This window comes from Leptospira noguchii serovar Panama str. CZ214 (assembly GCF_000306255.2).
Classification (GTDB): domain Bacteria; phylum Spirochaetota; class Leptospiria; order Leptospirales; family Leptospiraceae; genus Leptospira; species Leptospira noguchii.
This window is the reverse complement of the sequence record NZ_AKWY02000001.1, coordinates 266,555-280,899: the sequence shown is the minus strand read 5'-3', so window position 1 is coordinate 280,899 and position 14,345 is coordinate 266,555. Positions and strand designations below refer to the sequence as shown.

Genomic DNA, 14,345 nt, shown 5'->3' with positions numbered 1-14,345 from the left:
AAAATTTTCTAAAACAATTTTAAAATTTGTTCGTAAAAATCGTGTTTTGCAATAGTCTCCACGTTTCAGAATTTTACCGTAAAATATAGATTTGTGAGAGTTCCTACAAATTTTGTCTCATTCAATAGCATACTCTACTCGAGCGTATAAAAATAGTATCCAAAATGAATAAGCAATTTTACTAAAATGGCAGAAGTTCTCAAAAATCAAGTCGGCCCAGAATTTGTTAGTTTTTTGCGGAAAGTTCTAAATTTTAAACAAACGTGAATTCGATAACGCGAAAGGAATCGATGCAAGGAACTCAGTAGAACATTCTTTCAAACTCAGCGGCTTTCTATGAGCACTCGACAAATTGCGGTTCTATTGAAACTAAAGAAAATTTTATTATATACCGTTTCTTTCATACAATTTATTGACCAAAGCTAAGAGCCCGTGTCCCGGGGCGCCTGCAACCGAATTCGCCCAAATTTTCTTACGTCAAACTCCGTCTGGTTGACAAACCCTATAACTTCTGAGCAGTAGGAGAAGTTCTATAACTATAGTTTAGAAATCAACTTACCAATAAAAATTTGATAACGAATAAATGTGTTTCTTCATTTTGAAAAAACTACCCGATACAATAAAAAAACCCCTGCATTAACTTTAACACCGGGGGTTTTTATTTAAAAAATCTTTTTTCGAAAAATATGAAATGTAAAAACTTTAACCCACTAAATAAAGAAGTGGAAAAAGATAAATCCAAATCAAGTCGACTACGTGCCAGAAAAGACCCACACCTTCTACCGGAGTATAATAAGAAGAATTCACTTCTCCTTTAATCACTTTGATCATCACCCAAATGATCAATCCTGCTCCAATTAAAACGTGAGTTCCGTGAATCCCGGTCATAACAAAGTAAAAACCGAAAAACATAGCCGCATTTTTAATGTCAGCCATTTCCGTATTTGTAAAAAACTTTCCAGGTAGAAGTCCATGGTGTATTTTTGAAGTATATTCAAAATACTTTACAACCATAAAAGTAAGCGCACAAAGTACAGTTACAGCCAGTGCAATGATTGCTTCTTTTTTCTTGTCTACTTGAACGTAATGAATCCCCAAAGCCATCGTAAACGAACTAAATAAAAGTACGACGGTATTGAAAGATCCCATAGGAACGGACAAGTGATGACTTCCCGCATGAAAAATCTCCGGATACAAAGAATGATAAATTGTATAACCCACAAATAGGGCGCCGAACATTAAAATTTCTGTAACAAGGAACAACCAAATTCCTTGTTTAGAAGCATCGTACTGATGCTCTGCACTCTCAAAGTGATGAGCATGATGAAAGTGCTTAGCGGTACTCATAAGGTCCCCCTGTAATTACTGGAGTTTTTTCAAAATTTTCGTGTGTAGGTGGAGAAGGAATCGTCCACTCGAGAGTTTTTCCTCCCCAGGGATTATCCCCTGCCGTCTTTCCTGCAATTAGGCCATGAATCACTGCAATTAAACCGACCAAAAATCCGGTTCCAATCAACCAAGATCCTATTGTAGAAATTTGGTTTAAACCAGTAAATTCGGGAAGATAATCATAATATCTTCTAGGCATTCCCATTGATCCTAAAATAAATTGAGGAAAGAAAGTTACGTTAAATCCGGTAAAGATAAATACCCAGGAAATTCTTCCTAATAAGTCGGAAGTCATCTTTCCGGTTACTTTTGGAAACCAATAAATCAAAGCTCCCATCACTGCCATCAAAGTTCCCCCTACCATTACATAATGGAAGTGAGCCACAACGAAGTATGTATCATGAAAGTGAACGTCCATTCCCGTAGAAGCAAGAAACACACCAGTCAATCCACCAATCGTAAATAAAAACATAAATCCAATCGCGAAAAGCATCGGCGCATCTAAACGAACCGAACCCTTATACATAGTAGAAATCCAGTTGAATAATTTGATGGCTGTGGGAACTCCCACAAGCATTGTGATAAAGGAGAATAAAACCCCAGCAAACTCGGACTGGCCCGAAACAAACATATGATGTCCCCAAACCAAAAAGGAAACCGCTGCAATTGCAAGGGAAGAATATGCGATCGCAGTATAACCAAAAATTACCTTTCTTGAAAAAGTTGAGACAAGTTCTGAAATTACACCCATCGCCGGAAGAATCATAATGTAAACAGCAGGATGAGAATAAAACCAAAAGAAATGCTGAAACAAAACCGGATCTCCTCCTAATGTCGGATCAAAAATTCCAACTCCGAGAGTCCTTTCTGCAACTAACAAAAGCAAGGTGATAGCAAGAACCGGAGTTGCCAAAACCTGTATGATAGAAGTTGCATATAATGCCCAAACCATCAGAGGAATTCGATTCATAGTCATTCCAGGCGCTCTCAGTTTATGAGTGGTTACGATAAAGTTGAGTCCGGTAAGAATGGAAGAAAATCCCATCACGAACGCACCCATTACCAGCATAATCACCCCGTTAGAAACGGAGTTTGAGATGGAATAAGGAGTGTAGAACGTCCAACCTGTATCTACTTTCTGTGTAAAAAGAGAAAACGCCGCAATCGCCGCACCGGTCATAAAAATATACCAGCTCGCTAAGTTTAATCTTGGAAATGCGACGTCTTTCGCTCCCAATTGGATGGGAAGAATGAAGTTTCCAAAAATCGCAGGAATTCCCGGAACGATTACCATAAATACCATGATGGCTCCGTGATAAGTCATCATTCGATTGTAAATGTCCGGAGTTACGAAACCGAGAGTTTGTCCCGGAGTAAAAAGTTCGATACGAACCAGAAGAGCGAAAATTCCACCCAGAAGAAAGAATGACATAATCGCAAAGAAATACATGATCCCGATCCGTTTATGATCGATCGTAGTGAGCCAGGACCAGATTCCCTTTTCGTGGTTGAGGTAGTTGTCAGTATGACTTGCAGTTGCTGTAGACATATTCCTCTCCTATTTAAGGGTTTTAATATATTCGATCAGAGCGTTGATTTCATCGTCGGAAAGCTGTCCCTGATAAGAAGGCATAGCAGGCGGATAACCTTTTACAACCTGAGCCGTTGGTTGTAAGATTGATTTGCGAATATAATTTTCATCCGCGGTTACACCGGGTCCGGACTCGAATTCTCTCGCGCTTCCGAAAAGACCTTTGTAAGAAGGACCAACCAAACGAGAACCGTCGATCGAGTGACAACCCGCACAAGCTTTTTCAGCGTAGAGTTTTTTACCGAGTTCCGCAGGAGGAACTTTAGAAAGATCCACATTTCCAGCGGCAGCATACCATTTATCATAAGTTTCGGAATCCACTACACGAATCGCGGAAAGCATGTTCGAGTGAGAAGTTCCGCAGAATTCAGTACAATAAACCACAAAGTCGCCCTTTTCGGTCGGAGTGAACGTCAAAGTGGTATAACGTCCCGGGATCGCATCCATCTTGTTCCGGAAGGCGGGAACATAAAAGGAATGCAGAACATCCTGAGAGGTCATTACCAAACGAATCGTTTTTCCAACGGGAACATAAATTCCATTGGGTTGAAAGAGAGTGTCCAACTTTTCGGTCGCGTTAGGCGAAACAACAGTCACACCATTCGGATATTTGAATGTCCATTGCCACTGCCTTGCGGTAACGTGAATTTCAATATCGCCTTTTTCGTGAACGCTTCTAAGATCAGCGAAAATTCTCCAACCCCACCAAAAAATCACGATCATAATCACCAGGGGGATAAAGGACCAAAGAAATTCTGCTAATGTATTGTGTGTGATATAAGCAGTTTTATCCGAGTCCGTTTTTCTCCGGTATTTAAAAATAAACCAAGTCATTCCCCCAATGAGAATGACAAAAGAGATCAGACTGGATACGAGCAGAAAGAGATAGAGATGATCTACATTCTTTGCTACTTCGGAAGCCTGAACCGGCATAAAACTCGTTGCCGTAATGAGGTTCAACCAGGTCATTTTATTGAAGTTACTCCTTCCTAATGAGTTCGGAATTTCTGTTATGCCTGATCCAGAATGGGATCAAGAACGCCGCCATAATGAGAAGAGTGAAGAACCCACCCAATTTCATAATATTATAAGCGTACAAAGTATATGTATTTTTGCCCGGGTCAAATTGAAAGCAAAAAAGGGCAAATTGATCTGTGAAATCCCCTATTTTACCATCGGAAGCTTCTAATAAAGAAAGTTTCAAAGTCCTTTCATCAAAAGTAATCCCATGAAGATAACGGGAAATTTTTCCCGAAGGTGTGATGATATACGCAACGGAAGAATGGATCCATTGTTCATTTTCAGAATTCCATTTATAGGAAAAACCAACTGATTCAGCAAGTGCTGTGATCTCTTTTTGATCTCCTGTTAAGAAATGCCAACCTTGTCCGTCACCTCGAGCGTATTCTTTTAGATAAGCATTCTTTTTTGCATGTGCAAGATCAAAAGTTTCTTTGGGATCAAAAGATATTGCAACGTATTCAAATTCGTTTCCTACTTCCCAACTTAATTTTTTGAGTACATCTGTAACACCGTTAAGGTGAAAATTGCACAACGTAGGACATTTATAATAAACAAGAGATAAAAGTACCGGTTTATCTCTTTTAAAAAAAGAGCTTAAGAGAATTGATTTTCCGGTTTCGTCTCGAAAAGAAAGGGAAAGATCAAGTTGATTACCTAACTTCTCTTGAACTCCTACTCCTTCCAATTCTTTCGGTTTTTCATTTTTATCAAACCGGGCCGAGGGATCGTATGAATAAATAGAAGCAGTAAATAAACAAAAGGTAATCCCTAAAACCAGGGATTTTTTAAAAGCCAAATTTAAACTCCGGGAATTTCCCAGATTATTTTGCCTGAATATTTGCAGGAAGATTAAGAGAATGTTCTTTAACTCCCGGATGTAAAAAAGAAAGATAAGCGAAGAATGCTAAGTTCCCTAATAAAACAATAATAAAAGTCCAAAACCCAGGTCGATTATATCCACTTTGTTGTGTCATGGAAGAGACTCCTCTCTGTAATTGATTTCCATTCTCTTAAAGAATAAAATCAAAAGATTCAAGGACAAAATTAGACGAATCTATTTTTTTGAAAGTAATATTTTAATACTTTCAGTAGCTCTAATAAAAACTACAATTTTAGAGATTTCGGGTATACATTTGCACACACTTTCATTGCTCTTAAAAATCGATTTTCGAGTATGGTATTTCAGAACCTCTTTTGAGGATTTCAAAAAAGAATGAACTCTAACTCAGATATTTCCTCAAAATTTCGTTTGTTTTATAAAGTCTCTTTATTTTTGAGCGTACTCATCTTTTTGAATTTACTCTACGGTCCTTTGGTGAGAGCAACTGGTTCAGGTCTTGCTTGCCCTGATTGGCCGTTTTGTTTTGGAAAAATTTTTCCGACCTTTGATTTTCAGATTTTTATGGAAGTTTCTCACCGTTATTATTCCGCTTTTTTAGGCCTGATTCTATTGGGTCTTACAATCTGGACATTTACAGATAAAATTCTTAGAAAAGAATTCGGCATCTATTTAGGGATTGCGATTTCTCTACTGATCTCTCAAATCAATTTAGGAAGGCTTACCGTCACTTTAAAACTCGATCCTACTTCTGTAAATCTTCACTTATTGAATGCAATTGTTTTCTTTTTAGTTATACTTACCGTTTCTATCGACTCAAGAGAAAAGGCTTTGTATCAAAGCGAATACTTTATCAATGTAATTCATTTATTCAGAAAAGATAATATTCTTTATTTTGTTCTTTTGATCGGAATCGTAATTCAAATTATTTTAGGCGGCCGTGTTAGTTCCCATTACGCAGGACTTGCTTGTCCCGATTTTCCAACTTGTTGGGGCCAGTGGATTCCAGACAATCCATTAGAAATCGTTAAAATTCAGGTATTCCATAGATTTGGCGCTTATATGGTTGTTTTATTGCTTGTAATCGCTCTCGGTTTTGCGATTTGGAAAAATTTTCCAACGACCTCGAAAAGATTACTTCAAATTTCAATGTATCTTGTAGTAGCTCAAATTATTTTAGGAATTTTGAATATTTTTTTCGGCCTACCAAAACTTATAACCGCACTTCACACAGGTTTTGCTGTTCTTTTACTTACCTCTACTTATTTGTCTCTAATTTATAGGGTCGTTGTGTTAACTAACGAACGGAGGACCGAAAAATAATTTCGGTAAGTTATAATGGCTAGTTCCACTTTCTTTTCAGACTGGAATCAAATGCTTAAACCCAGAGTTACTTCTCTAGTTTTAGCAACAATTATTCCAGGGTTATATCTCGCAAGCGAACAATCCCCTTCTGGATTTTTGATCATAGTTACTTTGTTTGGAACATTTTTAATGTCTTCCGCTTCATTTATATTCAATCAGGTAATCGAAAAGGATCGAGACGCGAAAATGAAACGTACTTTGAACCGTCCGATTCCTTCGGGAAGAATTAGCGTCATACAGGCAACGTTAGTTGGTATAGCCATGATGGGGTCCTCTTTTTATGTTCTGGCAGTCTATGTAAATCTTTTGACCGCCTTGTGTGCATTTGCAGCCTTAATCTCTTACGTTTTTCTATATACGATTTTTTTAAAACCCAGAACGACTCAAAACATAGTAATTGGTGGAGTGGCTGGATGTGTAGGACCTTTAATCGGTTATGCCGCTATTGGAAACTCTCTACCAGTACAAGCATGGGTTTTGTTTATGATGATTTTCTTATGGACTCCGGCACATTTTTGGGCCTTAGCCATCTTTCTAAAAGAAGAATATTCTGACGCGGATTTTCCTATGTTGCCAGTTGTCAAAGGGATCCATCAGACTACAAAGTCTATATTCTTTTACACAATTTTTTATTCTATTGCCTGCGTGAGTTTTTATTTTTTAGAATCTTCCATGGGATTTTTATATCTCATTACTGCCTTAGTTGTTTGTATTTGGATGGGAATTCTTTCTTATCAATTGATTCAAAGTCCGGAACCTCAATCCGCTAGGAAATTTTTCTTCTTTTCTATCTTTCACCTTTTTATAATCAACATTACAATCGTAATCGATCACCTTATTTAATGTAAATTCGGTATAACGCGAAAGAGATACTCAGCAGACAAAATCTCTTTCAAACTTAGAATTTAGTTTCTAGGTGCTCGACAAATCGCGTTCTATAATAAGAATTTGTACCAAAACCTCAAAATGTGGGAACTACTGCAAAATTTAACAAGTTCGAAAGTTTGCAAATTGCCACGCGACCTAATTTATAGGAACGACTGCATTTTATTGAAAATTTTTAAAAAATGACCGCATAAAATTCTTTTAGATTTTGGGACAAGTTCTAAAGTGAAACTAATGACGATTGGTAATATAATGTTTCTTGTATATACTTTATTGACCTGAGAACCTGATTCTTCTGTCTGTAGCAAGCCGAATCCGCCTGATTTTCTTACTCAAACTTACATCAACTAACGTGAATTCAGCGTAAGAAAATTAGAAAAGTCTTTCCAAAAATGTAAATTTCTACAATTTTAGAATTAGTTCGTAAAATCGCGATTTGTGGTAGTTCCTGCAAATTAAGCCACATTGCAAATTTTTAAACATTAGAGTTATTGAAAAATTCCATAGTACAGTTTAACAAAACAGTTTCAATTGACCATTTCCATAAAACAGAAACAAATGGAGAATTAATTTTTCAACAATTCTATTTACTTTTTGTATGAGTTCCACATTTTAAGAATTCATCCATAAAGTTTAGATCCCAACTTTTTCAGAAAAATGAATTCCTTACATTAGTTAACCTGAATTCAGCTTAAAAAAGTTTTGGCGAATAAAAAAACTCAGGCAACGATTCTCTGAATAGCGACCATAAAAGTAATACACTGTTTAAATAGCATCTTAACAAATTCATTCGGCTGTATTTCGATGCCAATCATAAACGTCTTGAATTGTATCTGATAATTCAAAACGAGGTTCCCATCCCAGTTGTTTCAGTTTTCGACTATCTCCAAAAAGACGTTTCATTTCTGCAGGACGAAAGCGAGCAGAATCTATTTCTACCGGAATTTTCTGACCCGAAGCAAAAATGATTCCACCTAACACGTCTCTGATGATCACTTCCTTTCCGGAACAAATATTATAAATTTCGCCTGACTTTCCTTTTTCTGCAAGAATTCGGTACGCACTTACGACGTCTCTTACATCTAAAAAATCTCTCGAAGACGAAAGGTCTCCTACTAAAATTTTTCTTTCCGATTCGGGTCTTTTAAGCGCTTCTAAGACTTGAGAACAAAAATTAGGAATTACAAAATTCAAACCTTGCTTTGGACCAGTATGATTGAAAGGCCTTGCAATTACAATTTCAAGATCTTGAATCCACCGATGATACTGTAGACAATAAATTTCAGCGCAGTATTTAGAAGAAGAATACGGATTGAGAGGAGCGGGAACTATTGACTCTGTAACTGGAAGATAAGATTCCGGAACGTTTCCATAAACATCGGAAGAAGAAATATAAACGAAACGAACTTTCTTTTTTAAAGAACGTAAAGATTCTAATAGATTCAAAGTTCCATGTACGTTAATTTCCAAAGTTTCCCCTGGATCTTCTACTGCTTTTGGAACAAAAGGTTGTGCCGCAAGATGAAATACAGTGTCCGGCAAAAATTCATGAATGATAGAACGAACCTGATTTAAATTTCGTATATCACAAACAACAGATTGGTATGATTTCGGAAGTTCAAAATCTTCTGTTATGCTAGGACCGGATTGAATGCCTATCCCTAAAAAATCGGTATAAAATTGTTTTAATTCTTTTAGTAGATAACCACCAACAAAACCTCCCGCTCCCGTTATTAGGCATTTCATAGAATTCTTGATTTTCCGTAAAAATACTGTTGTTTTAGAAAATGAATAAAAAACAATCGAATAAAATTATTTCCCCCTTTTGAGTATGGAAGATAAATTTCAAGAACTATTTGAAATCAGAGATTCTCGGATCAACGTTCGAGAAATCATGGAAGAAATAGAATCCAAACTCAAAAAAAATCCTTCCACAAAAGAAGATATAGAAAAACTCACTCATTGGAAGTTCTCTCCTCCCAGTCCAGAAGGTTATAGAGATTTTGATCCTTCAGAAATCGCCCATCTTTTCGAAAAAGGAATTTCTCCTCCCAAGTTTACCAATCCTAAACTTAGATTTGTCAAAGGACCTCTTAAATGGCTTTTGATTCGATTTGCAGAATTCTATTCTTTTTTAGATAAAAAACTTTCCGAAAATAGAACCCGCGCATTCTACAGTGTGTTACACGAATTGATTTTGATACGTTCCGAAAATCAAAACCTAAAAAGAAAAATGGAATCCTTTTATTCTGAATTTTTAGAATGGAATCAGGCAATCGGCAAAGAAGTACGACCAGAATTTCTTTGGGCTAACGAAAATATTTATTCGGAAGATTCCATACAAGAAAGCGAAAACTTTCTATTAGAATCCGTTAACCCTTCCGAAAAAGTTTTAGTTTTATCTCCCGGTTGGGGAAAAATACTCAAACAACTTTTGAAGTTAGGCGCTAAATTTGATTCAATCAGTTGGAACAAATCCTGTGCTGAGTTTATAAAAAATTCAATTACAACGAGCATACAACTTGAAGAACCTGGCGAAGTTCCAAAAAGTTGTTTAGAATATTCTAAAATTATAATATCAGAAAATTTATCGATTCATCCGCATTGGCTGATTGAAAAAGCACTCAAAAATTTAAGTTTAAAAGTTTTACCTGGAACCGAAATCCGTTTTCGGTTTTCTAATGAAAATTCCAACTATCCTTCTCCTTTTTTACCTTTAAGACTTACAAAAGTCCAAGAACCTTTGATCCGAGATTATCTCAAACAACTCGGTTTTAGAAACATCATAGAAAAAAAATCGGAAGACGGTTTTACCGTTCTTTCATTTCGAAAATGAAAGTCTATCAACACGTCACCGAGTTTAAAGACGGAGATGGAATAGGAAACGATATTAAAGGAATTCGAAACGTTCTCGAAAAAATAGGCGTTCCTAACTCAATCGTATGTCTAAAAAATTTTTCTAAAGAATTATTCCCTATCGAAGTTCACCCTACTACATTACGTTTTTCTTCGAACGATATTCATATATTAAACTACGGGGGTTGTGGTTATCCACTAAATTGGTTCCGAAATTTACCCGGAAAAAAAATAGTTCGTTATCAGAGTTTTACTCCGGCAATCTATTTTAAGAATTTCTTAAGTCCTGAAATTTACAACACAATTCAACTTGAAGAAAAACGTTCTTTGTTAGAGCTCTATTCCCTCAAAAACGAAACGAATCTATTTCTGCCTTCTTCCGAATTTAACGTAAATTTCTTACGGTCTCTGCAAATCACAAACGCTTTCGTCCTTCCAATTGTCAAAAAATATCCGATCCGAGAAACTGTAGTAGAAGATAAAAAGCAATTTACGATCGGTTTTATCGGAAGAATTTCTCCAAACAAAAAAATGGAAGATCTTTTGACGCTTTTGGAATTAATTTTAAAACTTAGACAAAATGTCCAGCTCTTGATTTGTGGAAACGTTTCCCCAGTTTTTAAAGAATATTATAATTTTCTTAAAAAGAATATTTTACTCAAGCAGCTAATAGAAAACGTTCAAATCCGTTTAAGCGCAAGTGACACAGAAATAAATTCCTTTTTAAACTCCATGGATTTATACGTCTGTATGAGCGAACACGAAGGATTTAACATTCCGGTTTTGGACGCATTCGGAGCCGGAATTCCGGTAATTTCCTATTACGGAGGAGCAACTCCCGAAACGATGAAAACCGGAGGAATTATTTTCAAAGATAAATCGCCTTCTTCTATAAATCTACTCGCATATCTGATCGATAGCCTTTTGGAAAAAAAATCGTTACGAGAACAAATTTCTAAAAAGGAACAAGAAATCGCTTACGAATACAATTCTTTTCCGTTCGAAAGTTTTTTCAGAGAGAAAATTTTGACATGAAACAGATTCATCAATTTTCTGCAGGTTTTAATCCGGGCGATGCAATCAGCAATCAAATGCTGGAAATTCGTAACCACTTAAAAGATTTTGAATATAAAGGAGATATATTTTCAGAAAACATTGGAGCTTCTAAACTTACTTTTGTAAAAAAATATAAAACCTATAACAAATCTTCAAAAGATATTTTATTTTATCATCATTCAATTCATTCTAACGTGTTCGATTTTTTAAGATCCTTTCGATCTCCCAGAGTTTTAATTTATCATAATGTAACTCCTCATCATTTTTTCGAATCCTACGATTTAAAAATGAGTTATCTTCTCAAAAAAGGAAGAGAAGAATTAAACAAAATGAATGAGAAATTTGATCTTGTCTTTGCGGTTTCTAAATTTAACCAAAAAGAATTAGAAGAATTAGGATTTCAAAATGTAGAAATTCTACCGATCACTTATCAATTGTCCGAACGTTTTCCTAAAATCGAAAAGTCGAAATCTAAAATTAAAAAAATTATCTTTGTAGGTAGAATCACTCCCAATAAAAAACAGGACGATTTGATCCGTCTCGCATTTACGTATAAGTCTATGATTTCTGATCAGTTCCAGTTTTATCTCGCAGGTTTTAATTCCAAAGAATTATATCTTTATCGAGAAGAATTAGAAAGGATGTTAGACTTTTATGATCTCAGAAAAAACGTTTTGATCACAGGTTTTCTTTCAGACTTAGAATTAAATACTCTTTACCAAGAAGCGGACGCTTTTGTTTCCATGAGCGAACACGAAGGTTTCTGTGTTCCTTTGATCGAAGCTATGATTTATAGAATTCCGATCCTCGCTTTTTCAGGCGGTGCAGTTTCCGAAACTTTAAACGGCGCTGGAATTCTTTTTAAGAAAAAAAACTTTCCGAACTTGGTCATTTTACTCAATAAAATTTTGACTGATGTTTCTTTTCAAAATAAAATTTTGACGGGCCAAGATCTACGTCTGAACGAATTTAAAAAAACGGATTATAAATCTGTTCTTAGGAAGGCGCTTGAAATCATCTCTTAAAAAGATTGCGGTAGTTTCTCCGATTTTTTCGGACAAAGTTTCTGGAGGTTCAGAAAAACTTATCTTTCAATTTGTAGAATTATTAGCATCCGATTTTGAAATTACCGTTTTAACCACTCGAAGTCTGGATTATATCTCTTGGAAAAACTCAATTCCAATTCAATCAAAGGATCTATTCCAAAACGGCTCCAAACAGATCCGCTTTGAAGAAAGATCTTCATCTTTAGGTGGAAATTATAAAATTCTTCAGTTTACTGTCGAAAAACAAAGAAATATAGATCGATTCAATCGCCTTTCGAAAAAAATTTTAGAAAAACCTTCCCTACAAAATAAAGAAAACGTAAACTATTGGCTTTTGGAACAAGGCCCTTACGTTCCAGAATTAATTCAATTTATCGAATTTAAAAAAAGTGAATATGATATTTTTTTCTTTGTAAGTTATCTTTATTATCCTTTGGTTTTCGGATTACCTTTGGTAGAAGAGAAATCAATCGTTATTCCTACGTTCCACGACGAAGCTCCGGCTTATCTTCCAATATATAAGAAAGTCCTAACGGACCGTAGTTCCTATTCTTTCAATACTCCGGAAGAATTAAAGGTTTTTCAAAATATTTTAGGATTTAAACCGAATATATATTCAATTACTGGAATGAATCTGAATTTTGATCAATGGTCCGGTTTTAAAAAAGATTCTAATTCCAACGTAAATTTTAATGTTTCAGAAACTCTCAATCTTTCAAATCAAACAAAGTCTTCGAATAATAACATTCCTTTTTTACTCTATGTAGGTCGTGTGGATCAAGGAAAAGGTTTCTTAGAAATGGTGGAATGGTTCTTAGAATGGAAAAAAAAGTCGTATTTTCCACACACTCTCAAAATCGCCGGAAAAATCGTTTCTAAAATTCCTAAAAAAATATTAGAAAATCAAAATGTAGAGTTTTTAGGATTTGTAGAAGAGAATACCAAACTGAATCTTATAGATAATTGTTCCTGTTTGATCAATTCTTCTCCTTTGGAAAGTTTTTCTATTGTTCTAATGGAAGCTTGGTTAAAAGAAAAACCCGTTCTTGTCAACTCAAGATCAGACGTTCTCAAAGGTCATTGTATCAGAAGCAACGGAGGTCTTTTTTATTCTGACCGTAAAAGTTTTTTTGCTACCTTAAACTTTATTTTGGATCATCCTCTCGAATCGATCGAAATGGGTAAAAACGGTAAAAAGTACGTAGAACAAAATTTTAATCCAAAGATCGTAAAAGAAAAATTGATTCGATTAATCGAAAAAACGGTTCAGAAAAAGTATTCTAGCTCATAATACACTTATAACTTTAAAGCTCTTGCTAAATTGTCCTTTTTGGAAATGAAAGTATTGCTGAATATTTTATAATATTCTAAATAATTAAAATTTAAAAACTCATATATAAAATTCATTACAAATAATTCTCCAATCAATTTTCTACATATAATCGCCGTTTTAGAGTTATTATTTACTGCTCGCTTCAAAAGTTAGAATGTGAAGTCTTTTTTAAAAAGGAAAACAATTCCAGCTTAGACTTACTTGTGTATGAAGATTTATATACTATAGTTGTAGAAAAATTCCACAGTGCAGTTTAACAAAACAGTTTTAATCGACCATTTTTATGAAACAAAAACAGATGGAGAATCAATTTTTCAATAACTCTACTTTTCTAAAATCAACCAACTAATATCCATTTTACAATTCGCGTGAAGGTGAAAGAACTCAACAGAACGCTCTCTACCATAACCTTACCCACAAGTATTTGGATCTCAATATTAAATCTGTGAGAATTACGACAAATCTTCTGTAGAACTGAGTTCCCACCCCACAACGCGATTCATAGAGAGCGTTGTGTTGAGTTTCCAACGCGATCCGTCGAGAGCGTTCTGCTTTAGTTTTCCTACGTTTTGGGTGGGGGTAACTCAATGAATTGCTTCCCATGGGTCGCAATTCAGGTGGAGAAGTTCGGAAGACTTTTCTCTATCAGAAAAACATACTTTTTGCAAGTAAAAAGATTCATTCTTGTCGGAACACTTGAAAAATGTGTGTTTTTGAGCCTAAAACGCTTTCGTAAAAAGCGTTTTGCTGAGTTAACGCGACCTGTCGAACGACCCATGGGGAGCGAGACGCTGAGTTCAGGAAAGCGTTTTGCTGAGTTCAATTTTGATTCTAAAATCCTATTCAACTTGTGAGTAAGGTTATAGCTCTCTACGGATCGCGTTTTAGGTCGCTCGACAGATTGCGTTCTATAATAAATTGGCCCAAAAAAGTTTTTTATAAAACGCTTTTATTTCAATTTAT

12 protein-coding genes are annotated in these 14,345 nt (G+C 35.4%); 6 read left to right on the top strand and 6 right to left on the bottom strand.

All coding sequences use genetic code 11. The annotated features are described in order from the left end of the window. Positions 1–702: 702 nt before the first annotated feature. Genes LEP1GSC059_RS01270 through LEP1GSC059_RS23520 form a run of 5 tightly spaced genes read right to left on the bottom strand, consistent with a single transcriptional unit; the run spans position 703 to position 4,977 of the window. Positions 703–1,347, bottom strand: coding sequence for a cytochrome c oxidase subunit 3 family protein (locus LEP1GSC059_RS01270; RefSeq protein WP_017215170.1), 645 nt, complete (start codon positions 1,345–1,347; stop codon positions 703–705). Continuing rightward, the gene (gene ctaD / locus LEP1GSC059_RS01265) at positions 1,334–2,938 is read right to left on the bottom strand and encodes a cytochrome c oxidase subunit I (protein WP_002179352.1); all 1,605 of its coding nucleotides are present in this window, start codon (positions 2,936–2,938) and stop codon (positions 1,334–1,336) included. The genes LEP1GSC059_RS01270 and ctaD overlap by 14 nt, the downstream gene beginning before the upstream one ends. Before the next feature lie 9 nt (positions 2,939–2,947). Beyond that, complete coding sequence (coxB, locus tag LEP1GSC059_RS01260; protein ID WP_004419877.1) at positions 2,948–3,949, bottom strand: cytochrome c oxidase subunit II; 1,002 nt, start codon at positions 3,947–3,949, stop codon at positions 2,948–2,950. Between the two features lie 10 nt (positions 3,950–3,959). Continuing rightward, a complete protein-coding gene (locus LEP1GSC059_RS01255) occupies positions 3,960–4,799 on the bottom strand; it encodes an SCO family protein (RefSeq protein WP_017215169.1) in 840 nt (279 codons plus the stop codon). 25 nt (positions 4,800–4,824) lie between these two features. Next, positions 4,825–4,977 (bottom strand): hypothetical protein, encoded by a 153-nt coding sequence (locus tag LEP1GSC059_RS23520; RefSeq protein ID WP_001978622.1) that lies wholly within the window; start codon positions 4,975–4,977, stop codon positions 4,825–4,827. Positions 4,978–5,216: 239 nt separating this feature from the next. On the opposite strand from LEP1GSC059_RS23520, the gene LEP1GSC059_RS01245 reads away from it, so the two are divergent. After that, on the top strand, positions 5,217–6,164 hold the full coding sequence (locus LEP1GSC059_RS01245) for a COX15/CtaA family protein (protein ID WP_017215167.1): 948 nt from the start codon (positions 5,217–5,219) through the stop codon (positions 6,162–6,164). 15 nt (positions 6,165–6,179) lie between these two features. Then, the gene (gene cyoE, locus LEP1GSC059_RS01240) at positions 6,180–7,049 is read left to right on the top strand and encodes a heme o synthase (protein ID WP_002179202.1); all 870 of its coding nucleotides are present in this window, start codon (positions 6,180–6,182) and stop codon (positions 7,047–7,049) included. 828 nt (positions 7,050–7,877) lie between these two features. Here the strand turns inward: cyoE and LEP1GSC059_RS01235 are convergent. Then, positions 7,878–8,837 carry a GDP-mannose 4,6-dehydratase gene (locus tag LEP1GSC059_RS01235; protein ID WP_017215166.1) on the bottom strand — a complete coding sequence of 320 codons (960 nt, stop codon included), beginning with the start codon at positions 8,835–8,837 and terminating at the stop codon, positions 7,878–7,880. A gap of 85 nt (positions 8,838–8,922) precedes the next feature. Here LEP1GSC059_RS01235 and LEP1GSC059_RS01230 point away from each other — a divergent pair, with 85 nt between their 5' ends. Genes LEP1GSC059_RS01230 through LEP1GSC059_RS01215 form a run of 4 tightly spaced genes read left to right on the top strand, consistent with a single transcriptional unit; the run spans position 8,923 to position 13,340 of the window. Continuing rightward, complete coding sequence (locus tag LEP1GSC059_RS01230; RefSeq protein ID WP_020980081.1) at positions 8,923–9,927, top strand: LIC_10202 family protein; 1,005 nt, start codon at positions 8,923–8,925, stop codon at positions 9,925–9,927. Continuing rightward, a complete protein-coding gene (locus tag LEP1GSC059_RS01225; RefSeq protein WP_020980151.1) occupies positions 9,924–10,982 on the top strand; it encodes a glycosyltransferase family 4 protein in 1,059 nt (352 codons plus the stop codon). The genes LEP1GSC059_RS01230 and LEP1GSC059_RS01225 overlap by 4 nt, the downstream gene beginning before the upstream one ends. Continuing rightward, complete coding sequence (locus tag LEP1GSC059_RS01220) at positions 10,979–12,028, top strand: glycosyltransferase family 4 protein (RefSeq protein ID WP_017215162.1); 1,050 nt, start codon at positions 10,979–10,981, stop codon at positions 12,026–12,028. Before LEP1GSC059_RS01225 ends, LEP1GSC059_RS01220 begins: the two co-directional genes overlap by 4 nt. Further along, positions 12,012–13,340, top strand: coding sequence for a glycosyltransferase family 4 protein (locus LEP1GSC059_RS01215; protein WP_020980119.1), 1,329 nt, complete (start codon positions 12,012–12,014; stop codon positions 13,338–13,340). Before LEP1GSC059_RS01220 ends, LEP1GSC059_RS01215 begins: the two co-directional genes overlap by 17 nt. Positions 13,341–14,345: the final 1,005 nt, after the last annotated feature.